The 20677-nt window shown below is 62.6% G+C and carries 21 protein-coding genes; 13 read left to right on the forward strand and 8 right to left on the reverse strand.

What is annotated here, in order from left to right; translation table 11 throughout:
• Positions 1-153 precede the first annotated feature (153 nt).
• From rpsB to PLU72_11655, 10 genes are all read left to right on the forward strand, one after another.
• The gene (rpsB, locus tag PLU72_11610) at positions 154-966 is read left to right on the forward strand and encodes a 30S ribosomal protein S2 (protein ID HOT28828.1); all 813 of its coding nucleotides are present in this window, start codon (positions 154-156) and stop codon (positions 964-966) included.
• A 55-nt stretch (positions 967-1021) separates the two neighbouring features.
• Complete coding sequence (gene tsf / locus PLU72_11615; GenBank protein HOT28829.1) at positions 1022-1966, forward strand: translation elongation factor Ts; 945 nt, start codon at positions 1022-1024, stop codon at positions 1964-1966.
• Between the two features lie 129 nt (positions 1967-2095).
• Positions 2096-2821 (forward strand): UMP kinase, encoded by a 726-nt coding sequence (pyrH, locus tag PLU72_11620; GenBank protein ID HOT28830.1) that lies wholly within the window; start codon positions 2096-2098, stop codon positions 2819-2821.
• Between the two features lie 43 nt (positions 2822-2864).
• The gene (gene frr, locus PLU72_11625) at positions 2865-3428 is read left to right on the forward strand and encodes a ribosome recycling factor (GenBank protein ID HOT28831.1); all 564 of its coding nucleotides are present in this window, start codon (positions 2865-2867) and stop codon (positions 3426-3428) included.
• 4 nt (positions 3429-3432) lie between these two features.
• On the forward strand, positions 3433-3606 hold the full coding sequence (locus PLU72_11630; protein HOT28832.1) for a 4Fe-4S binding protein: 174 nt from the start codon (positions 3433-3435) through the stop codon (positions 3604-3606).
• Between the two features lie 73 nt (positions 3607-3679).
• Positions 3680-4471 carry a polyprenyl diphosphate synthase gene (gene uppS / locus PLU72_11635; GenBank protein ID HOT28833.1) on the forward strand — a complete coding sequence of 264 codons (792 nt, stop codon included), beginning with the start codon at positions 3680-3682 and terminating at the stop codon, positions 4469-4471.
• Positions 4468-5256 carry a phosphatidate cytidylyltransferase gene (locus PLU72_11640; protein HOT28834.1) on the forward strand — a complete coding sequence of 263 codons (789 nt, stop codon included), beginning with the start codon at positions 4468-4470 and terminating at the stop codon, positions 5254-5256. Before uppS ends, PLU72_11640 begins: the two co-directional genes overlap by 4 nt.
• 25 nt (positions 5257-5281) lie before the next feature.
• Entirely contained in the window at positions 5282-6550 is a 1269-nt protein-coding gene (locus tag PLU72_11645; protein HOT28835.1) for a M50 family metallopeptidase, read from the forward strand.
• A 38-nt stretch (positions 6551-6588) separates the two neighbouring features.
• Positions 6589-7494, forward strand: a complete 906-nt coding sequence (locus PLU72_11650) for a CvpA family protein (protein HOT28836.1) — start codon at positions 6589-6591, stop codon at positions 7492-7494.
• 173 nt (positions 7495-7667) lie between these two features.
• Entirely contained in the window at positions 7668-7754 is an 87-nt protein-coding gene (locus PLU72_11655) for a hypothetical protein (protein HOT28837.1), read from the forward strand.
• A gap of 254 nt (positions 7755-8008) precedes the next feature.
• Here PLU72_11655 and PLU72_11660 read toward each other — a convergent pair whose 3' ends face one another.
• From PLU72_11660 to PLU72_11670, 3 genes are all read right to left on the reverse strand, one after another.
• The gene (locus PLU72_11660) at positions 8009-10099 is read right to left on the reverse strand and encodes a LysM domain-containing protein (protein ID HOT28838.1); all 2091 of its coding nucleotides are present in this window, start codon (positions 10097-10099) and stop codon (positions 8009-8011) included.
• A gap of 32 nt (positions 10100-10131) precedes the next feature.
• Positions 10132-11157, reverse strand: a complete 1026-nt coding sequence (locus PLU72_11665; GenBank protein HOT28839.1) for a histone deacetylase — start codon at positions 11155-11157, stop codon at positions 10132-10134.
• A gap of 204 nt (positions 11158-11361) precedes the next feature.
• A complete protein-coding gene (locus tag PLU72_11670; protein ID HOT28840.1) occupies positions 11362-12261 on the reverse strand; it encodes a hypothetical protein in 900 nt (299 codons plus the stop codon).
• Positions 12262-12618: 357 nt separating this feature from the next.
• Here PLU72_11670 and PLU72_11675 point away from each other — a divergent pair, with 357 nt between their 5' ends.
• The gene (locus tag PLU72_11675) at positions 12619-13467 is read left to right on the forward strand and encodes a pirin family protein (GenBank protein HOT28841.1); all 849 of its coding nucleotides are present in this window, start codon (positions 12619-12621) and stop codon (positions 13465-13467) included.
• 38 nt (positions 13468-13505) lie between these two features.
• Here PLU72_11675 and PLU72_11680 read toward each other — a convergent pair whose 3' ends face one another.
• The 5 genes from PLU72_11680 to PLU72_11700 all read right to left on the reverse strand — a co-directional run bounded on the left by PLU72_11680 (position 13506) and on the right by PLU72_11700 (position 18821).
• A complete protein-coding gene (locus tag PLU72_11680; GenBank protein HOT28842.1) occupies positions 13506-14372 on the reverse strand; it encodes a carbohydrate ABC transporter permease in 867 nt (288 codons plus the stop codon).
• Positions 14369-15265: a sugar ABC transporter permease gene (locus PLU72_11685; GenBank protein HOT28843.1), complete on the reverse strand. Its 897-nt coding sequence runs from the start codon at positions 15263-15265 to the stop codon at positions 14369-14371. Before PLU72_11685 ends, PLU72_11680 begins: the two co-directional genes overlap by 4 nt.
• Entirely contained in the window at positions 15265-16680 is a 1416-nt protein-coding gene (locus tag PLU72_11690; protein HOT28844.1) for an extracellular solute-binding protein, read from the reverse strand. Before PLU72_11690 ends, PLU72_11685 begins: the two co-directional genes overlap by 1 nt.
• A gap of 121 nt (positions 16681-16801) precedes the next feature.
• A complete protein-coding gene (locus tag PLU72_11695; protein HOT28845.1) occupies positions 16802-18079 on the reverse strand; it encodes a glycosyltransferase family 4 protein in 1278 nt (425 codons plus the stop codon).
• A gap of 10 nt (positions 18080-18089) precedes the next feature.
• The gene (locus PLU72_11700) at positions 18090-18821 is read right to left on the reverse strand and encodes a nucleoside phosphorylase (protein HOT28846.1); all 732 of its coding nucleotides are present in this window, start codon (positions 18819-18821) and stop codon (positions 18090-18092) included.
• 497 nt (positions 18822-19318) lie between these two features.
• Here PLU72_11700 and PLU72_11705 point away from each other — a divergent pair, with 497 nt between their 5' ends.
• The gene (locus PLU72_11705; GenBank protein ID HOT28847.1) at positions 19319-19828 is read left to right on the forward strand and encodes a hypothetical protein; all 510 of its coding nucleotides are present in this window, start codon (positions 19319-19321) and stop codon (positions 19826-19828) included.
• Between the two features lie 85 nt (positions 19829-19913).
• The gene (locus PLU72_11710; GenBank protein ID HOT28848.1) at positions 19914-20645 is read left to right on the forward strand and encodes a hypothetical protein; all 732 of its coding nucleotides are present in this window, start codon (positions 19914-19916) and stop codon (positions 20643-20645) included.
• Positions 20646-20677: the final 32 nt, after the last annotated feature.

Raw genomic sequence — 20677 nt, forward strand, 5'->3', positions numbered from 1 at the left:
CCCGACAGAGGTTCCCCTCAAAACCCGTACCAGAACGCTCACTGAGAATTGCTGCACGCGAGAATGTCCCCTTGACCGAGGGTCCGATCTGGTGTAAAATCGGCAGATCAACTTCCACGACGGAAGCATAAACGAACGGAGGTATTCTCAGTCATGGCCCTTGTTTCAATGAAAGCCCTGCTCGAGGCCGGCGTCCATTTCGGCCACCAGACCCGCCGCTGGAACCCGAAGATGGCGAAGTACATCTTCACCAGCCGCAACGGCATCTACATCATCGATCTCCAGAAGACGACGAAGCTGCTCGATGAGGCGTGCGAGTTCGTCAAGAGCGTCGTGCGCGAAGGCAAGTCGGTTCTCTTCGTCTCCACCAAGCGCCAGGCTCAGGATATCATCAAGGCCGAAGCGGAGCGCTGCGGGATGTTCTTCGTGAATTACCGCTGGCTCGGCGGCATGCTGACCAACCATGTCACGATCCAGAAACGCATCGCCCGCCTCAAGGAGCTCGACGAGCTGATCGACAGCGGCAAGATTGAGTCGTATCCGAAGAAGGAAGCTTCCCAGATGCGCAAGGAGCGCGAGAAGCTCGACCGCTCCCTCGGCGGCATCAAGAACCTGAAGGGCATGCCCGGCGCGATCTTCATCATCGACCCGCACAAGGAAGCCATCGCGGTCGCCGAAGCCCGCACGATGAACATTCCGATCGTTTCCGTCGTCGACACCAACTGCGATCCCGACCAGATCGACTACGTCATCCCGGGCAACGACGACGCCATCCGCGCCGTGAAGCTGGTCACCAGCCTCATCGCCGACGCCGTCATGGAAGCCCTCGAGGGCAAGCCGTTCGAGGAAGTCCAGGGCGTCGCCGCCGACGCGGCCGCCATGGCCGCCGCCGCCGGGGCCCCCGCCGCCGCCGCGACCGTCACCAAAGTCGCCGAGGAAGGCGCCGAGAAACTGGTCATCGAGTAAGTCACATCCGCGGTTCCCAATCACCGCAGTTTTCGTAGAACAAAGGGAGTAGAAGATGGAAATCAATGCCAAGATGGTATCCGAGCTGCGCGAAAAGACCGGCGCCGGCATGATGAAGTGCAAGGAAGCCCTGGTCCAGTGCAAGGGCGACGTCGAAGCCGCCGTCGATTATCTGCGCAAGAAGGGCCTCGCTTCGGCCGACGGCAAGTCCGGCCGCGCCACGTCCCAGGGCCTGGTTCACCCCCATCTCTCGGCGGACCGCCGCACGGCCGTCCTCCTCGAGATCAACTGCGAGACCGACTTCGTCGCCCGCAACGAGCTGTTCAAGGACTTCATCGCCCAGCTCGCCCAGCACGCCCTCAATACCCCCAAGATCTCCACCGTCGAAGAGCTCGACGCCTCGACCCACAACGGCCAGAAGGTCGAAGAGACCCGCAAGGGCCTCATCGCCAAGACCGGCGAGAACATCACCATGGGCCGTCTCGAGCGCATCCAGATCCCGGCCGGCAAATACGGCACGTTCGACACCTACGTGCATGGCGACGGCAACATCGGCGTCGTGGTCCAGCTGAACACCTCGAGCCAGGAAATCGCTTCGAATCCGGAGGTCATCACCCTGGCCCACGAGATCGCCCTCCAGGCCGCCGCGATGAAGCCCCGCTACACCGACCGGACCGAAGTTCCCGCTGCCGACATTCAGCGCGAGAAGGAAGTCATCCTGGGCCAGATCAAGAACGATCCGAAGAACGCCAACAAGCCCGAGAACATTCTCGCCAAGATCGTCGACGGCCGCATCGACAAGTTCTACAAGGAATACTGCCTGGTCGACCAGACCTACGTGAAGGACGACTCCAAGACGATCCAGGACCTGTGCAACGAGCTCGGCAAGAAACTCGGCGGCACGATCACCGTCGGCACCTTCCGCCGCTGGGTTCTCGGCGAGCGCCCCGCCGCCACCGAGACTCCCAAGGCCGAAGCCTGCTGCGCCTGCTGCGGCTGAGCCCGACGTGAGTCCGGATCGGATCGATCCTGACCTGCCCTGACCTTTTCAGAGACGCCCCTTCGGGGCGTCTCTGTGTATATCTGGCGATATTCATTCTCTTCATGGCATGACGAAGGAGAGCAACACGTGACAAGGACCAAACCGACGTTCAGACGCCCCCTCCTCAAGCTGAGCGGGGAAATGCTCGGCGGAAGCGCCGGGACGGGCTTCAACCGTGAGGCGATCGAGACCTACGCGGCCGCCGTCGCAGAACTGATCAAGCACGGCATCACCCCGTCCCTCGTGATCGGCGGCGGAAATTTCTTCCGCGGCGCGCGCGGCCACCTGCCGGCCCTCGAGCGACATCACGCCGACTACGTGGGCATGCTTGCCACGGTGATGAATGCGATCTGTTTCGCCGACCATCTGCGCGCGGCCGGCGTCAGGGCGAAGGTGTTCTCGGCGACGGCAATGGAGCCCCTGGCCGAGCAGTATGGCATCGACAAGGCGAAGGAGACGCTCGACAACGGCATCGTGTGCCTGTTCGGCGGCGGCACCGGGAGTCCGTATTTCAGCACCGATTCCGCGTCGGCGCTTCGCGCGATCGAGACCGGATGCGACGTGCTGATCAAAGCCACCAAGGTCGACGGCGTGTATGACTCGGATCCGATGAAGAACCCTGGCGCAAAGAAGTTCGATACGATACAATACCGTGAAGTCCTCGACCGCCAACTCGGCGTCATGGATCTCGTCGCCATCACGCTGTGCCGTGACAATCGCATGCCGCTGCTGGTGCTCTCGATGGCCGAGCCACACGCCCTGCTGAGGGCCTGCAACGGCGAACCTCTGGGCACGCGGGTCGTCGAGGGATGAACGTCTTCAACTCTATAAATCCAATCAAGGAGAGATCAGGAACATGACCACAGTCGATTCGATCATCAAGGAAAGCACCGACAAGATGGTTCAGTCGATCGAGGTGCTGAAGAAGGAATTCTCGACGATGCGCACGTCGCGCGCGACGCCGTCGCTGCTCGACCGCATCACCGTCAATCATTACGGAACCGAGACGGCCCTGCATCACGTCGCTTCGATCTCCGCCCCTGATCCCAAAACGCTCGTGATCCAGCCCTGGGAGAAAAACCTTCTGGGCGAGATCGAAAAGGCGATTCAGAAGTCGGACCTCGGCCTGAACCCGCAGAACGACGGCCACGTCATCCGCCTGCCGATTCCCGCGCTGACCGAAGAGCGCCGCAACGACCTGGTCAAGACGTGCAAGAAGAAGGCCGAGGAGTTTCGGGTCGCCATCCGAAACGTCCGGCGCGACGCGAACGACGCGGTCAAGGCCCTCGAGAAGAAGAGCACGATCACGCAGGACGAGAGTAAGAAGGCCGTCGACCGCGTGCAGAAGATCACCGACGAGCATATCGAGAAACTGAACAAGGTGCTCGAAACCAAGGAAAAGGAGATCATGGGGAAGTAAGGTCATGTATCGCATCAGCGAAGACTGCGTCGAATGCGGCTCCTGCCTCGCCGTGTGCCCGATGAAAGCCATCAGGGAAGGCGAGCCGTTCGTCATCACCAGCAAATGCAATGACTGCGGCCGCTGCGCCGAAGTCTGCCCCGTTGAAGCCATACGACCCGCCGGGGCCGACGACTGAGACCGTTCCAGCCCTGCCCGGCAACCGCCCTGTCGGCGGCTGCCGGGCGCGACGTTCCCCTCCGATTCAACACATGACACAACCAGCAGCAATCGAGCGGCAGCAACAGCTCGAAGCCCTTCTGAAACAGATCCGGTCGTCCCCCGTCCCGGTTCCGGCCCATATCGGCATCATCATGGACGGCAACGGCAGATGGGCGAAGATGCGCGGCTACAGCCGCATTCGCGGTCACCAGACCGGCGCCAGGAACGTCAAGACGATCGTCCGGTTCGCCGACAAGCGGCTCGGCGTAAGACATATCAGTCTCTATGCGTTCTCGATCGAGAACTGGGCGCGGCCCAGTTTCGAAGTCTCCGCGCTCATGCGGCTGATCCGCGCCTACATCGTGCATGAGCGAAACGAACTCCACGCAGAGAACGTCCAGTTTCGGCTCGTCGGCAGACGCGAGGGACTCGCCCCAGAGATTCTCGAGGAGGCGAGGCAGTCGACCGAACTGATGTCGCGCAACACCGGCCTCACGCTGAATCTCTGCATCAACTACGGCGGCCGGGCCGAAATCGTTGACGCCGTCCGGCGGATCGTCGCGTCCGGCATCTCGCCGGAAAAGATCGACGAGAAGCTGATTTCGGGGAATCTCTACGCCCCCGACGTTCCCGATCCCGACCTGATCGTCCGGACGAGCGGCGAGATGAGACTGAGCAATTTTTTGCTCTGGCAGAGTGCATATAGCGAACTTTATATAACGGACGTCCTCTGGCCGGACTTCGACGAACTCGAGCTCGCGAAGGCCGTCGCCGCCTATCAGGGCCGCGAGCGCCGCTTCGGCAAGACCGGGGAGCAGATCGGCGGCAAGGGTTCGAAATGATCTCGAGGCTCCCGCTCATTTTTCTCGGCATTCCCCTCGTGTACGGCATTCTCGCGGCGGGCCCGTGGCCCCGTTGCGTTCTCTTTTCGATCATCGCGGCCGCCGGCCAGTGGGAGCTGTTCGGCATGTTCGGCCCGAAGACGCCGGAACCAAAATATATTTATGAATATACATCTGGGGCCGTCCTGCTCGCCGCGACCACCCTGTGGGGCGAACGCGGACTCCTGTTCGGCACGGGTCTGATCGCCGCCGGTCACGCGATGGCGACCGTCAGCCGCGGTCTCGACGGCAGAGGGTGGCAGCGATTCGCTCTCGGCCTCGCGGGAATGATGTATCTCCCGTTCTGCCTGGGTTTCTTCCAGTTGATCGCCGGCACTTCCGGGGCGACGGCCGTTTTCGCTCTCCTGATCGTCGTCTGGGCCCTCGACATCGGCGCCTATCTGTTCGGCCTGTCGCTCCGCCGGTTCTGGGACGCCCGCCTGGCCCCCAACATCAGCCCGAACAAGACCGTCGTCGGCGCGGTCGGCGGGACTCTGGCCTGTCTCGCAGCGGTCTGGCTGCTCGACCGGCACGGCTGGTTGCCGGTTCCCGAGGAGCGGCTCTGGGCGTTCGGCCTGACCGCGGCGCTGCTCGGCCAGGCGGCCGACCTGTTCGAGTCGGTCCTGAAGCGGGAGGCGGGCGTCAAGGATTCGAGCACCCTGCTCGGCGCTCACGGCGGCATGCTCGACCGCATCGACAGCGTTCTGTTCCTGGGCCCTCTGGCCTACGTATTTCTGATCGCCTGACCGGCGGTCTCGCAAAGGTTGTCACATGATCATCTCTGCCATTCTCGTCACTCTCAAAACGATCTTTTCCATCTGCTTTGTCCTCGGAAGCATCGCCCTCGTCCATGAACTCGGCCATTACCTGACCGCGAAACTCACCGGCATCTGGGTTCTCGAGTTCGCGATCGGGTTCGGAAACCGGCTTCTGAAAATCAAGTGGGGGGAGACGATCTACTCGATCCGCCCCTTCCCTCTCGGCGGTTTCGTCCGGCTCGCCGGCATGGACACCGAGGAGGAAGAGGAAAAGAAAGAGGAAGAACAGGCCGAAGCCACGGAGGGCGCCGAACCTGCGCCGAAAGCCGATGAACCGCCGGAAGATCCCGATGATAAGCTTCCCCAGCTCGCCCCTGACGACCCGCGCGGGTATCCGAGCAAGCCCCGGTGGGCCAAAGTGCTCGTTCTCTCGGCGGGTTCGATCATGAACATGGTCTGGGCCGTCGTGCTGTTCGTCGTCATCTACGCCGTTTCGGGCGGTCCCCTCACCAACATCATGGTCATGGACGCCCTCAAGGACCAGCCGGCCTACCAGGCTGGGGTGCGGGCCGGCGATACGATCACCGCGATCGACGGCGTCGTGCTCGAGGACTGGAGCGAGGGCGTGAAGATGATCCAGGCGGCGGGCGGACGGCAACTCGTGCTCGACATCGCTCGCGACCACCCCACCCCGCGCGGCGCGTTCGGCGGCGGCGTGCTTTCAGGCGACTACGCCGTGAACCGCGGCTCGTACGAGGTTCATCGCCGCGAACTCCTGAAAGTCACCGTCGTTCCGACGGGCGTTTCGGGAAGCGGTCGCATCGGGATCAGCCTCGCCCCGAACAACTTCGATTTCCGCGTCCTCTCGTTCGGAAAGGCCTGCCAGCGCGGTTTCGACGCCGCCGTCGGCCTGACGATGCAGACGGTGAACGGCCTCTACAAGATGGTCGTTCGCGAGACCCAGGCGGACGTCGCCGGGCCGGTCAAAATCATGCAGATGATCAAAGAGCAGGCGCACAAGGGCATCTTCGAGCTTCTCTACCTGACGGCAATGCTGTCGATCAACATCGGCCTTATCAATCTGTTGCCCCTGCCGGTGCTGGACGGCGGCCGCATCGTGTTCGTTCTGCTCGAAGCCGTCTTCGCCGTGCTCCGGATGCTGACCGGCATCAATCTCGCGATCACCCCGAAGGTCGAGGAGAACATTCATTTCGTCGGACTCCTGTTCCTGCTGACCGTGCTGTTGCTGGTCACCTACCAGGATATCCGCAGCTTCTTCTGAAGCCGCCGGGGGCGCGGCATCCCCAGCCCCATCGAAGCATGAGTGACCAATCGGAAGCCTCTGGAACGATCGGCCCGTCGCCGATGTTCGTCGTCCTGCTCCGGATTCTCGTTTTTTCGTTCCTGGGGTTTGCCGCCGTCATCTCGTGGTTCATCGCGCGACAGCATCAGGACCTGAACATCTTTACCTGGACTCTGCTGTGCGTCCTGACGATCTGGTTCGGCTTCCAGGGATGGCTTCAGGGAGCGATCTCCGCCGTTCTCGGATGGTTCAGGCTCGCTGCCTCGATCGCCGCCGGATATTTCTTTGGAACTATCGCCGGCTCTGCCGCCGGTTTGAGCGGATTTGCCGCCACGGTCGGCGGTTTCTATCTCTGCGCGATCGGCGTCTACGTCGTCATCGGCCTGCTCGGCCGCCTGGCGATCGATCCGAAACGCTCCCCCGGCATGCTCGACGCCGCCGCCGGGCTCTTTCTCGGCGCCGCCGAAGGGTTCGTCCTGTTCGCTCTCGTCTCCTGGCCGCTTTCCCTGTATCAGCCCGTCTGGAACACCTCACCGGTCTCCCTGGCCGGGAACGTATCGCAGAAAGTTTCGGGTGTCGTCTCTCCCTTCGTTCCCGCGCAGGCTTCCGGCGTCGTGGAGCTGGTCGCCCTCGCCCGGGATGCAAAGTCCGGAATCGACCCTGAAAAAGTCGATCAGGAACGTCTCGCCACGCTCTTCGCCCCCGTCCGGTCGCACCCGAAAGTCCAGGCTCTCTCGAACGACGCCGAGCTCCGAACGCTCATTCAACAGAAAAACGCCGCCGCCCTGATGAAACACCCGAAAGTCCTCGATCTGCTGAACGACAAGGATGTCCAGTCACTCGCTGCGGGAATCGACCTCCACGAGGTGGCCTCGGTTCTGCGCGCAGGCCTGCGCGCAGAACCGAGGAAGTATGAAGAGTGAAGTTTGAAAAGAAAACACAACGGAAGACCGGAAGGCAGGAAAGCATGAGGAGTGAAGTGCCGGAGAGGAGTTTTGAGTTTACGCAGCGAATCGTGGCGTTGTGCTGTTCGCTGCAGAAGCGGCATGGGACTTCGAATACTCTTGCAAAGCAACTGCTGTAGGCCGGGACATCGATCGGAGCGAACATCGAAGAGGGACAATCCAGCCAGAGCGAGGTCGATTTCATCAGCACATACGCCATCGCCTGCAAGGAAACCTGAGAAACTCGCTGCTGACTCCGCCTCCTCCACGCCAGCGACCTCGCCGACTCATCAACCTTCGCCCCCCTCCTCGACGAATCAAACCAACTGATATCTATTCTTACCACTATTATCAAAAAACATCGCTCCAACTCCTCATCCTGACTCCCTTTCCTTTCCCTTTTCCCTTCTTTCTTTTCAAACTTCAAACTTCCCCAACAGCAAAAAAGCGCCGCGATCTGGAATGATCGCGGCGCTTTTTTTTGCTGTTGGGGTTAGTCCCAGCGGGTGTTCAATCCAAACGTCACCCCGAAGTCATGTCCGTATCCGAACTCGCTCTGGAGGGACATCGGGAAGCCGAGGCTCGCCTGCCAGCCCTCGTTGAACACAGACATGCCCAGGATGAGATCGATGTTCGGGCCATCGGGGCCGTTGTCCATCTCCCAGGATTCGCCATCGATTTCGCCGATCAGAGAGAAGTGCTGGTTTACGCGGTAATCGACGCCGCCGCGATACATGTATTTCGAGATGCTGTCTTCCGCGTCGTTGGCGATGCCGAGGTTCACGTGGCTCGCCCAGCGGTCGCTGATGCGGCCCGAGTATGCGCCGCCGAACTCCACCCAGCTGCCGCGCGTCGCATTGGCGGGACCGATCTTGACGCCGACGCGTGATTTGCCGGAAAGATTGATCAGAGGCTGGTGATAATTGTCGGAGGAGAACTTGCCGGCGACATGCAGCAGAACCGCATGGTTGCCTTCGTAATTTTTCCAGATCTGGTATCCGAGCTTCAATTCCGGATCATGAATGCCCGAGAGGTCGACGGTGGGGAATCCGCCGCCGGTCCGGGTGACTTCCCAGGACTGGAACGGTACGGTGACGCCGGCCATCAGTTTCCTGCCGGTATACATCAGGCTGACGGGCATGACCCACTGGCGACCGTCGATGATGTTGTCCTTGCCGTTGAGATATTTATATTTGTCGTAGCGGAATCCGAACCCGAAGTGCCAGGTCTTGTAATAGGGAATCAGGGCGCTTTCGGTTTCGATCAGGCCGTGATATCCGCGCAAATTCAGGAAATAGGGGGAGAAGTCGGTGGGCTTGAGCTCGTCCGGAATCCGGTATTTTTCTTCGCGGTAGAGCGTGGTGGCGGTGTCGGGTCCGGCCTGCGGGGCTGCCATGATGGGAGCCGGAGGAATTGCACCGGTGCTCATGTAGGGCGGCGGAGGGGGAGGCTCCATCCCCTGGGGAGTGGCCGCCACGGGGGGGGCCGGAGGCATCATCGCGGTCGGAGGAGCCGAGAACGACGGCGGCGGCGGGGCCATGGGCGGCGGTTCGTAGGCAGGAACGGCGGCCTGGCCACCCGCATCGAACGACTGGGCAGCGGCCATCTGGGCCGGTGGTTCCATTCCGGGGATGCTCAGGCTCATGCCTGCTTCGAGGCGGTTGGGATTGATCTGCGGGTTCGCCCCGGCGATTTCGCGCCAGCGCTTGCTCGAACCAAGCAGTTTCTTCGCGATCTTTCCGAGCGTGTCGCCCTTCTGGACGACGTAGGTTCCGCCGCTCTGGCCGTAATAGCTGGCATCGGCATCGAACCCGGCGGTTCTGCCAGCCGGCTTCGCCTGCGCGACGGCGGGAGCGTTGGCGGCGGCTCTCTTCGGCGTGCTCACGGGCGGTGCGACATCAGGCTCGGGCTCGACGGCTTCATACTCCTGCGCCGCCGCAGAGGCCCGCACAGGGGCGCGCACCACCGGAGCGGCCGCGACGGCGGGCCTGGCAACAGCAACCTGCGTTGGTGCAGCCGCAGCGGGTGCCATCCGGGCCGGAGCGGTACGCGAAACGTTGACGGCGCCGGCGGCGACGGGCAGAAGCAGACGCTGACCGACCACCAGGGAGTTCGGGTCGGCGATCCGGTTGAAGGCCATCAGTTCCTGCCAGCGATTGGCGTTCCCGAGGAGCTTCTGCGCAATTGCGGGAGCGGTGTCGCCCGCCTGGACCACGTATCCGCCAGCTTCATAGCCACGTGCCGTCGCGGGAGCGGCATTCTGGGCCGCACCGGCGGCAGCCGCGACGCGAACCGATGCGGCCGTGTTCTGGACGCGGCTCCTGGCCTTGTTCACCATGGCCGCGGGCGGCTCGATCGGCGCGCGCACGTCGCCGGCCTCCAGCGGCATGGCGACCACCTTCGGCGGCGCCTGGAGCAGCCCGCCCATACCGGGCAAGGCGACGCCGTCGGCCTGTCCGGCCTCGTCGCTCAACGCGACAGGGTATTCCTGCGCGGCGACGGGGACGGGCATGACTGCGGCGCCCACCGATAACAGCAGGGCGAGCAGCGGGTCCCTGGCCCGCATCGGTCTATAGAATCGCATTGATAACCTCCGTGATTCCAGAGATGGAAGGTTCAGACTTTCCAGTATTTTCGAAAGTTCGCTTTGAGCAGTTTTGCGTAGGCATACCAATCGGAATAAGAAATGATTTCTTCCTTCTTCCCCTTATCGACAGGCAGAAGCCGATTATTGATAAGCAATTGTGCGTGATTTGCGAAAGCGGTCGCCTGCGCCCTTCCGGGGGCGCCGCCTTCGAGGACGGTCACGATTTTTCCCTTGCACAGTTGTCTGGCCGTCCCGAACACTTCGCGAAACAACGCCAACAGCCCATGCTGGCTGACCAGAAGGTGTGTCCCGCCCTCCTCGGCCAGGATGTTCGTCCCCCACGGGACAATGAGGAATTCGGGCTCATACTGTTTCAGCATCGGGACGATCATTTCGCGCCAGCAGACGAGGTATTCCCGGTCGCCGTATCCGGAGGGCAGAGGAATGTTCACGTTGTAGCCGCTGGCCGGCTGCTTGCCGGTCTCGGAGTAATGTCCCGTTCCGGTTCTGCCGGGGTATTCGTGCAGGGAAACGGTCAGCACGTCGCGCCGTTCCCAGAAAATTTCCTGCGTTCCGACGCCGTGGTCGGCATCGAGATCGACGATGGCGATGCGCTTGAGGCCGAACTTCTTCGAGAGGTAGTGAGCGCCGGCCGCCGCATAGTTCAGGAGGCTTCCGAAGCCGAATTTTTTGTATCCGGCATGATGGCCTGGCATCGCGGTGAGGCACGCCGCATTCGGGATCTTGCCGTCCATGATCAGATCGATCGCATCGAGAACGCCGCCGGCCCCGAAGCGGGCGACCTCGAAGGATTTTTCCATGACCGGCGTGTCCTGGTCGAGCGAGCCGACGCCGTGGGTGCAGCGCTTGTGCAGCAGCTCGAGATACTCGGGGTCGTGGATTTCGCGAAGCCGTTTCATCGTCGCGATATCGGCTTCATGGATCTGGTCGGGCCACATGCCGGCGTTGACCAACTCCTCGATGATCAGCTGGAGCCTGGTCCCTTCCGGGCCAGTCACAAGCGGATCATGGAGCAGGAGGTCGGGGCTGTACATGATGACCCCACCCTGGCTTTCGGATTCCATCGTCAGGCGCGCGAGATGCGCTCCCCCCTTTCTCGGCGGATGCCTTCCCGCCTATACATCGGCAGAAGGGCGTCGAATATCCACCGAAACGGAGGAACGCCGACTGGGCATGACCGGTCGGCTCAGGGAACCGGGGGAAGAACGTTTCTCAGCAGCCGCGAGGCGTCAGGAACCTCAGCGGTTGCCGCTTTCGGCTTTGCGCACCGCCATCCAGGCGTCGAGGGCGGCGGTGTAGTCGCGGAGGGCATTTTCCTTGGCTGCCGAGGACGCGGCGGGGTCCTGGACGGTGCTCACATACGTTCGGTAGGCCGTTTCGTAGCGCATCCTGGCCTGCTCGGCGGGCGACGCCGCCAGGGAGGCGGCACTCACGCCCGCGGAAACGGAAGCAGGAGTGGCGGATGCCACTGCAGGCGGGGGTTGGGCGGCGAGAGCCGTGTAGGCCATCACGCCGGCTTTTTTCACGAGCCTGCTGCCGATCCATTTTCCGATCTTGCCGCCGATGATGTCGCCGCCGATCGCGCCCACGAGGGGAAGGGCGATGGGGCCGCACCCGGCGAAGAGCGCCGTGCCGACGGCAATCCCGACGGCTTTTCCGATGATGCTGCCGACCGCGTCGGAGGCGCCCTCGACGGCGAGTTTTTTCTTGTCGAGCCCCTTCCATATCTCGGAAAGGGTCGCCGGCCGGTTCGTCAGGCGGGCTTCGATATACCCGGCGGCCAGCGGCTTGACATAGGCCTTCGTCATCGACGAGGCGATTTCGGCGCCGATGAGCCCACCCACGGCTGCTCCGGCCGGCCCGCCGACCGTCAGGCCGATGACGGCCCCGAGGGCCATTCCGGCGAATCCGGTGATCCTGCCCGCGATGCCGCCGGCGGCGCTGGCCCCGATGTTGGTTTTCACCCAGACGGGGTCTTTCACCTGCTCGATCTTCTGTTCGACCTTCTGCGCCGCTTTGGCTTTCAGGCGCGAGAACAGTCCCTCGCCGGCCTCGGCAACGGCCGCGCCGCCGATCAGGGCCCCGATCAGCCACAGGCAGAGGATCGCACGCCAGGCGGTTTTCTTCGTGATATTCATCCTTGGCCACCTTATCAGCACAGAACCGAACCGTCGCATTCCGATAAAGGTATTGATTCCAGAATGCGAAAGGCCGGTTTCGCCTTCCCGTTCGTGCTGAGCCTGTCGAAGCACGAGAGGCTCCCACCTTTCAACAAGTTCAGGGTGAACGGGATGTCAGCTTTCAGCAGGTCCTATTTATTGTACTGATAAATCCCCCACCCCGCCAATCATCCGAGTCGCATCTTTCGGGACCGGGAGATGGGTCCGGGATCGATGTCTTCCCTGGGGGGGCTTGAAGCATGCGTTCAGATGGTCGTCCAGATGGCATCTCACTCGTGATACATTCATACGGACAACAGGTGAAAGGACCGTACCATGAGGAAATTGAGAGAGATTCGGAAAATCGTGAGCGGGAGCAGGCAGGAGGACGGGGCTGGCGTGAAACTCGTTCGCGTCATCGGGCATGCCGACGTGAAGGAGTTCGACCCGTTTCTGATGCTGGATGCCTTCGACTCGCGGAACCCAGACGATTACGTGCGGGGGTTCCCCTGGCATCCGCATCGCGGGATCGAGACGGTGACATATCTTATATCAGGAAATATAGAACACGGCGACAGTCTCGGCAACAAGGGGGTCATCACCGACGGGAGCTGCCAGTGGATGACGGCGGGAAGCGGCATCATCCACCAGGAGATGCCCCAGGCGTCGGAGCGGATGCTCGGGCTTCAGCTCTGGGTGAACCTGCCGCGGAAGGACAAGATGGCGGAGCCGCAGTATCGCGACATCACCGCGACCAGCATTCCGAAACTCCGCGACGGGGACGCCGCCGTCGCCGTCATGTCGGGCCGGTACGGCGACGCCGAGGGACCGACGCAGGGAGATTACGTGAAGGTGCTCGCCCTCGACGTCGATCTGAAGCCTGGCGCGTCCTGGCGCCTCGAGACGGACCCGGAATCCACCGTTTTCGTGTATCTGTTCGAAGGGTCCGGAGCTTTCGGAAACGATCCGACGACGATCGAAAGCCACCGGGCCGTTCTGTTCGGCGAGGGTGAAGAACTGGCCGTCGCCGCGGGACCGGCGGGCCTGCGCTTCATGCTGTTCGCAGGCCGACCTTTGCGCGAGCCGGTGGCCTGGGGCGGCCCGATCGTGATGAACACCCGCGAAGAACTCCGACAGGCCTTCGCCGAGATCGACAACAACACGTTCATCCGCCACCCTCGCTGATCTTGGGGTGATCCGCGTTTCCTGACGTCGAACGAATGTCACTCCCGGAGGGCGCCGGAGGTGATGCCTTCGATGATGTTGCGCTGGAAGACCAGGAACAGGAGGATCAGGGGGATGGAACTGACGGCGGAGCCGGCCATGAGGGTGCCCCAGTCGGTCGAGTAGGGCCCCTGGGTCAGCATCGCGAGACCGACGGGCAGGGTGCGCCGGGCGGCGGAGTCGGTCAGGATCAGGGGATAGAGAAACGAGTTCCAGGTGACGACGGCGGTGTTGATCACGACCACCGCGAGCGCCGGGCGGCAGAGCGGGAAGACGACGTGCCGGAGAATGCCGGCTTCCCCCGCCCCGTCGGCGCGCGCCGCGTCCTCGAGATCGGCCGGCAGGGCCGAAATATACTGGCGAAGCAGGAAGATGTTGAAACTGTCGACGCAGAAGGGCAGGATCAGCGCCCACAGGGTGTCGTGCAGGCCGAGACGGTAGACGAGATCGAGAATCGGTACCATCAGGGTCTGCTTCGGCACCATCAGGGTCACCAGCACGATCCCGAACAGCAGCTTTCTGCCCGGGAACCGATACCGGGCGAAGGCATACCCGGCCAGGACCGACGTGACGACGTTCGCGGCGACGACCGTCCCCAGGACGAAGAAACTGTTCCAGACATACTGGAGAAAACCCGCTCCCCCGAGAACCGTGCGGTAATGCTCGAAGGTGAGCCCGACGCCGGAAGCGGCCATGCCCGGCTCGAACTTCATCACGGACCTGGCAAGCATATATATCAATGGATATAAGTAGCTCAGCAGAAGCGCGCCGAGGAAAACGGTCAGCCAAGGCCCGGCCGGTTTCGGGCGGGAACGGGCCGCACTCGTTTTCGTGATGCCGTCCGGAGCGGTCGTCGCGGGGTTCATCGGTGTTTTTCCCTCAGAAGGCGCATCTGGACCAGCGACATGGCCATGATGACGGCGAACAGCACCCAGGCCATCGCCGAGGCGTATCCCATCTCGTGATACCGGAACGCCGCCTCGTAGACGCGGTGGACGAGCGTGTCGGTCGTTCCGAGGGGACCGCCGCGGGTGAGCGTGAAAATCTCAGGGAAGACCTGCCAGCCTCGTATGATGTTTATGACTATAACGAAAAGAATCATTCCGCGGATCTGCGGCAGCGTGATGTGACGGAACTGGGCCCACTCCCCCGCCCCGTCGACCTCGGCCGCCTCGTAGAGATGCGCGGGAACGGATTTCAGCGCGGCCAGAAACAATACCATATAATATCCAATGGATGACCAGACGTCCATCGCCATGATCGCCGGCATTGCCCATGCCGTCTCGACGAGCCAGGCGTGTTTCTGAAACCCGGCGAAGGCCATGACGGCGTTGAGGAAGCCGTCGGGCGCGTAGAAGGATTTGAAGATGGTCGCGATGACGACCATCGAGATGATCGAGGGCAGAAAGAACGCCGATCGAAACAGGTTCTGCAGGTTCCGGACGCGCTCGACGAGCAGGGCGAGCGCCAACGCGAGAAGCGTCGTGACGGGCGTCGTGCCGACGACGAAGAACAGCGTATTCCCGAACGCCTGTCGGAACCGGTCGTCCGAGAACAGCCTGACGACGTTGTCGAGGCCCGTCCATCGGAACGCGCCGGCGCGGAACACGTCGTAGTCGCAGAAGCTGAGCAGGAAGGAAAACGCCAGCGGATACAGCCAGAAAACGAGGAACGTCATCAGCCAGGGGGACAGGAAGAGCAGCGCGTAGAGAGGCCTGGCGACGGACGGCGAGGAGGCGTCACGCCCCGTCGCACGCATCAGGCGGCGTTTTTTTTTACCTCGCCGTAGATGAAAATCAGAAGGATCGCATTCGCGACGGTTCCCGCTGCGATCAGCACGAGCAGAACCATCGCCCAGACGGGCAGCGCGATGGTGCCGGCGACAGGGATCGAGGAGCCGGCGGACGACGGAACGGGGGCGGACGCTTTCCGGCGGTCGTCGAACTGGAGGCGGACGCGCTCGTATGCCGTCGCGGCGGCTCCCAGGACCTCGTCGACCGGGCTGCCGTACAGGACCTTTTCGACGGCGTCGTTGATGATGCTTTCGAGTTCGATCCAGAGGGGGTGAACCGGCGGATGCACGCCGGTCTCCATCTGCTTCACGAACACGCCCAGCTTCGGGTTTTTCCTGAAAAAATCGTCATCGTACGCGGCCTTGTCGGTCGGGAAGCTGACCAGGGCTTCCTTCGTGATGGGCAGGGTGTTTTCGGCCTTCGTGAGAAAGCGGAGGAACTCCGTCGCCGCCTGCGTGTCCCTGCAGTTCTTGAACAGCACGAGAATCTGGCCGCCCAGGAACGAGCAGGACCGGCCGCGCCCCTCGCCGGGAGGCGGGATCAGCGCCGTTCCGAAATCGAGGTCGGGAGCTTCCTTCGGGTATTTCGCGAAGTTCCAGGAGCCCGAGATTTCGAGGCCCAGGCGGCCCTTCTTGAACGCGTCGTCGAGAATGTCCTGCTTTTCCTTGAGGCCGAACGCCATCAGGCGCCGGTAGAACTCGAGCGCCTCGCGGGTGGCGGGGCTGTCGAAACAGAAGTTCCCCTGCCCGTCGAGGATCGAGCCGCCGTTTCCCCAGACGAAGGGCAGGAACTTTTTGTAGAGGATATGCCCTTCGCCGGCGTTCACACCGAAGCCGTAGATGCCCTTGTCGGGCTGGTGGATGGCCTTGGCGGCGATGAGCAGCTCGTCCCAGGTGCGGGGCGGGATGTCTGGATCGAGGCCGGCGGCCTTGAAGAGCGCGCGGTTGTAGAAGAGCACGCGCGTGCCGACGAGCCAGGGCATGCCGTAGATGCGGCCTTCCCAGGTTGCGGGTTCCCAGAGGTGATACCGGGGACGCAGGTCGGAAACACGCTCGGTAATATCGATGAGAACCCCTTCCGACATGAATTTGCCGGTCCAGGTCGAGCCGAGTTCGCAGATATCGGGGGCCTTGCCGTTGGCGAGAGCGACGACGATCTTGTCGAGGCCGTTCCCCCAGTTGAGCTGTTCGCTCCGGATCTTGACGCCGGGGTGTTCGGCCTCGAAGCGGGCGATCACAGGGGCGATGAACTTCTGGTCCCAGAAGTTCCAGAAGACCAGTTCGGTCTCAGCCGCCGCCGGCGCGCAAAAGATCGCCAGCATGACCATCACGGCCATCAGGCGCCCGGCGGAACCGGCAACACGAAGAACTTCTCTGAGCATGGCGCCTCTTTCTACCAGAAAACCACTCTTCCCGCAAATCAAGACACATGTCAGCCAGAAAACATCCGTGCTGTTATCCGGTATCACGTCCCCCGAATTCTATTCATTCTGGTGGCCTCGATCATCGACATTCATTATTTACGTTGTAGGGGACATCGCCGGGTGACATCGGGACGCGGCAGCGGGCGAACAGGTCGATGTAGCGGTCCATCATGGCGTCCCAGCCGGCGGTCCGGAGGATCCGCTCGCGGGCGGCGCGGCCCATGTTCAGGCGGTCGGCGGCGGGGAGGGAAACGGCCCGCAGCAGCGTCTCTCTGAGAGATGACGTGTCGCGATGCCTGAAGAAAAACCCTTCGGCGCCGTCGGCGAACATCTCGGACATGCCGCCTATAGCAGGAACGATTGCAGGAACGCCGCATGCCATGGCTTCGAGCGCCGTGTAGGCATACGTTTCATGCGAGGTCACGGCGAGAGCGAACAGGTCGAACCCCGGATGGACGGCCTCGATATCGTTTCGGAACGGGAGGATGTGAAACCGGTCGGCCGCGCCCAGCCCGGCCGCACGGTTGCGGAGATGGTCCGCGTACCCGGGCTGGTATTCGCGGCCGACGTAGGCGAGGTGGATGTCGGAGCGGCCGGCGGATGCGCCGCCGGGGCCGAACACGGCGTCGATGAGGATTTCGGAACCCTTCTCGGGGTGGATGCGCCCGGCGTTGCCGATCAGGAGGGCGTTTTCAGGCAGGCCGAGGCTCGCGCGGAGAGCCTCGCGGCGGCCTTCGTCGGGGCGATACCGGTCCGTATCGACCCCGCTTCGGATGCAGACGACCTTGTCATGAGATATGGCCCAGTATTTTATTATCTTGTTCGCGACGTGATCGGCGTTCGGGACGACCGCGGCGACATGCCTGAACAGGACACGGTGGAGCGGATCGCGGCGATGGTAATTGCCCGCCCCGATGCGGTAGAACAGAAACAGGGGGGCGTGCAGGCGCATCATCAGGCGGGCCAGATGGACCGGATACATCGCCTGGGTGCGGAACGCCACCACCGCGCGCGCGGCGGGGCCGGTCCCGCAACCTCCGAGAATATCGCAGAGGCGCTTCACCGCGGCGGGGTCGATCCGGCGCAGTTCGGGCAGGCTCCGGAACGGAAGTTCCCGGATGCGGCACTGTTCGGCGATCAGCCCGCCTTCCGGAGCGGCCACGGCGACGGGAATGCCCCGGTTCTGAAGATCGACGGCAAAACGCAGGCAGAACAATTCAAGCCCCGAAAGACTCGGGTACGGCAGCAGAAAGAGAATCGGCCCGTCGCCGCTCGGCGCCGTCGCGCGGGAGCAGGCGGCGCCGGATGCGGCCGGGGGACATGCCCCGCCGCATCCGCACCCAGCGTGCCCGTTCATGACGGTTCGATCAGGCCTTGTCGGATTTCGCCAGGGTGGTGATGCCCTCGAGGGCGAGTTTCAGCATCCGGGACTTGCCCGTCGTGACTTTTTCGCCGTGCGGATCGTAGTTGCCTTCGTTCCACTTGAGAGGGTTGCCGTCGACGGTCAGGATGCCGCCGGCACGAACGCCGCGCAGGGAGGCGATGACGAACAGGGTCGCGCATTCCATCTCGACGCCGGGCACGCCGGCCTTGCTGTAGAGCTCGAGCGAACTCGGAAGAATGCCGGGATAGAACAGGTCGCTGGCGACGACGATGCCGCGCTTATAGGGCGCCTTCTCCCGCTTGCAGGCCGCTTCGAGGGCGTCCGTGACGCCGCTGTCCGCGACGGCCGGGTAGCCGAGCGGAATGAGCAGGGACGACACGCCGTCCTCGCGCACGGCCGCCGTCGTGACGATATGGTCGCCCTGGCCGAGGCCGTCGATGAGCGCGCCGCAGGTTCCGACGCGGATGATGACCTTCGCGCCGGTCTTGATCAGCTCCTCGAAGCAAATCGCGGCGCCCGCCGAACCGACGCCGTGCGACGTGATGGTGACCTGCTGTCCGTTATACGTGCCGACGAAGGTCCTGTATTCACGGTTGTACGCAAGCTGTTTCGGATTCTCGCAGAGATTCGCGATCAGTTCGGCGCGGGCGGGATCGCCGCACACGAGGACATAGGGGGAGATACTTCCGGTTTCGAGCTTGAGATGGGGCTGCATGCATGACTCCTCGGCTGGGTTATTGGAGGGTGCCTTTCCCGAAAGGAAAGCCTGTTTCCATCGGACTCAACTATACATTCGGACCGGCCTATTGCGCAATCTTTGAGCACAGTCCTGATCTGGAAAGCATGTGCGGCCCGCGGACACCAGGAAAACTGCTTCCAATGCCATTTTTCAATGATGGCACGATAAATGCTCTATTCGAAGTGTGGCGTTCCGTCGCCCAGGTAGACATCCCGTTGTCCGGCGACGGCTCGCATCCCGCCTCAGGCGGGCGGTTCAGAAAGGAGGGAACGTCATGATGGATATCAGCATCATCTTCTGGTTCCAGCAGTGGCTCATTCGCACCCGAACAGATTTCACAGGCCGGCACCCCCGCTGATCCCGCGATCCGATTCTTACCCGCTCTTGACAAGTGGGGTTCACCGCGATAATGTAGGCACGCAACTTGAATCGTTGCGAGATCGTTGAAGAATATCTGGATGGAGGTTCATGTAATGAAGAGATTGCTCCCCGTTCTGTTGGCAGCCGCTCTGCTCGTTCCGGTTTCGTCGGCTTTTGCCGCGAAGGTTGATCCCTGTTCCGGCGACAAGGATGTGAAGAGCGTTTCTCTCGGCAAGGAAGTCGTGTACGTCAGCGCAGACATGAAGTCCGCTTCCTTCACGAAAGACGCGACCCACACCCTGAAGCACGACCTGATGTATTACAGCGCCCAGAGCAATTTCAGCCGCCGCACCCCCGGCACCGACAAGGACGGCAATGCCCTGGCACCGGCTTTCAAGCACGGCGACGTCTGGCACATCCTTTCCCGCGACGAGAACGGCAATCTGATCGTGGACGGCGCCGCCGCCCCCGAAACCGCCGTTGCTCCCTCCGCCGACAAGAAGGAAGAAGTGAAGAAGCCCGCCAAGAAAGCCAAGAAGGGCAAGAAGGCCAAAAAGGCCAAGAAGGCGAAGAAGGTCGAAGAGAAGGCCGCAGAGCCTGTCGCTCCGGCCGCCGGCAAGTAATCCGTTTTCCAAAAAGCCCGGAACTCCGGTTCCGGGCTTTTTTTCTCTGTACCGGCCATCTCAAACGGCCAAGACGAAGACACCCATGAGAACAATCCTGAAACACGCTGCGGCCATTGCCCTGCCGTCTTTGCTCCTCATCCTCGCACCGATGGGCTCCGCCGGGGAAGCGCCTGTTACGCCCGACAGGATCAGGGCCATGACGACTTCGTTCACCCGGGATTCGGTTCCCGAGCTTCTTTCGGTGCTTCATGCAAGCGATCCACGGTGTCGCGAGGAGGCGCTGATCACACTCCAGTCCCTCCCGCTCCTTCCGCCCTGGGAGGAAGCCCCGCTCGTCGAAGCGGCGATCGATTCGCTGGCCGACGCATCCGAGACCGTGCGGTTCCAGGCGGTGAAAACGCTCGCGACCAGGTTTCCCCGGAATCCGCGGGCGCGGGAAGGGATCTCCGCCGTCGCGACGTCGTCCGTGCCCGCCGACCTGCTCGTGTGGGCCAGGGACGCGATGTTCTCGGACAGCCGGGAAAGCATCGAGGCCCGCACGCGCCTGCAACGGATCGCGAGCGAAGCGGACGCACGGCTTCGGGCGTATCTTCGGGAACAGCCGCTCCTCGAGTCGGCGTCGCGCACCCGCGAATGGCTTCTGAAGGAACCGGCCGTGCAAGCTGTCGATCTGACGCGCGACGTTCTCTGGTTCTCGACGCACGACGGCCTCGAATCGGGGCTTCTGCTGGACGCCTATCGAAGCCTGGCGACGCAGAGCGCCTCCGCGTCGGCACCCGTTTTGCCCCGCAGGTCCCCCGCTTCTTCGGATTGACAAGAGCCCCGCCGGTTCCTAGAATGGGGCCG

It is taken from the genome of Candidatus Ozemobacteraceae bacterium, from assembly GCA_035373905.1.
Classification (GTDB): Bacteria; Muiribacteriota; Ozemobacteria; order Ozemobacterales; family Ozemobacteraceae; genus MWAR01.

What these genes read in the sequence shown, in the direction of transcription:
- rpsB (HOT28828.1), top strand. Translation starts at nt 154, where the DNA reads ATGGCCCTTGTTTCAATGAAAGCCCTGCTCGAGGCCGGCGTCCATTTC.
- tsf (HOT28829.1), top strand. Translation starts at nt 1,022, where the DNA reads ATGGAAATCAATGCCAAGATGGTATCCGAGCTGCGCGAAAAGACCGGC.
- frr (HOT28831.1), top strand. Translation starts at nt 2,865, where the DNA reads ATGACCACAGTCGATTCGATCATCAAGGAAAGCACCGACAAGATGGTT.
- PLU72_11630 (HOT28832.1), top strand. Translation starts at nt 3,433, where the DNA reads ATGTATCGCATCAGCGAAGACTGCGTCGAATGCGGCTCCTGCCTCGCC.
- uppS (HOT28833.1), top strand. Translation starts at nt 3,680, where the DNA reads ATGACACAACCAGCAGCAATCGAGCGGCAGCAACAGCTCGAAGCCCTT.
- PLU72_11640 (HOT28834.1), top strand. Translation starts at nt 4,468, where the DNA reads ATGATCTCGAGGCTCCCGCTCATTTTTCTCGGCATTCCCCTCGTGTAC.
- PLU72_11645 (HOT28835.1), top strand. Translation starts at nt 5,282, where the DNA reads ATGATCATCTCTGCCATTCTCGTCACTCTCAAAACGATCTTTTCCATC.
- PLU72_11650 (HOT28836.1), top strand. Translation starts at nt 6,589, where the DNA reads ATGAGTGACCAATCGGAAGCCTCTGGAACGATCGGCCCGTCGCCGATG.
- PLU72_11660 (HOT28838.1), bottom strand. Translation starts at nt 10,099, where the DNA reads ATGCGATTCTATAGACCGATGCGGGCCAGGGACCCGCTGCTCGCCCTG.
- PLU72_11665 (HOT28839.1), bottom strand. Translation starts at nt 11,157, where the DNA reads ATGTACAGCCCCGACCTCCTGCTCCATGATCCGCTTGTGACTGGCCCG.
- PLU72_11670 (HOT28840.1), bottom strand. Translation starts at nt 12,261, where the DNA reads ATGAATATCACGAAGAAAACCGCCTGGCGTGCGATCCTCTGCCTGTGG.
- PLU72_11675 (HOT28841.1), top strand. Translation starts at nt 12,619, where the DNA reads ATGAGGAAATTGAGAGAGATTCGGAAAATCGTGAGCGGGAGCAGGCAG.
- PLU72_11680 (HOT28842.1), bottom strand. Translation starts at nt 14,372, where the DNA reads ATGAACCCCGCGACGACCGCTCCGGACGGCATCACGAAAACGAGTGCG.
- PLU72_11685 (HOT28843.1), bottom strand. Translation starts at nt 15,265, where the DNA reads ATGCGTGCGACGGGGCGTGACGCCTCCTCGCCGTCCGTCGCCAGGCCT.
- PLU72_11690 (HOT28844.1), bottom strand. Translation starts at nt 16,680, where the DNA reads ATGCTCAGAGAAGTTCTTCGTGTTGCCGGTTCCGCCGGGCGCCTGATG.
- PLU72_11695 (HOT28845.1), bottom strand. Translation starts at nt 18,079, where the DNA reads ATGAACGGGCACGCTGGGTGCGGATGCGGCGGGGCATGTCCCCCGGCC.
- PLU72_11700 (HOT28846.1), bottom strand. Translation starts at nt 18,821, where the DNA reads ATGCAGCCCCATCTCAAGCTCGAAACCGGAAGTATCTCCCCCTATGTC.
- PLU72_11705 (HOT28847.1), top strand. Translation starts at nt 19,319, where the DNA reads ATGAAGAGATTGCTCCCCGTTCTGTTGGCAGCCGCTCTGCTCGTTCCG.
- PLU72_11710 (HOT28848.1), top strand. Translation starts at nt 19,914, where the DNA reads ATGAGAACAATCCTGAAACACGCTGCGGCCATTGCCCTGCCGTCTTTG.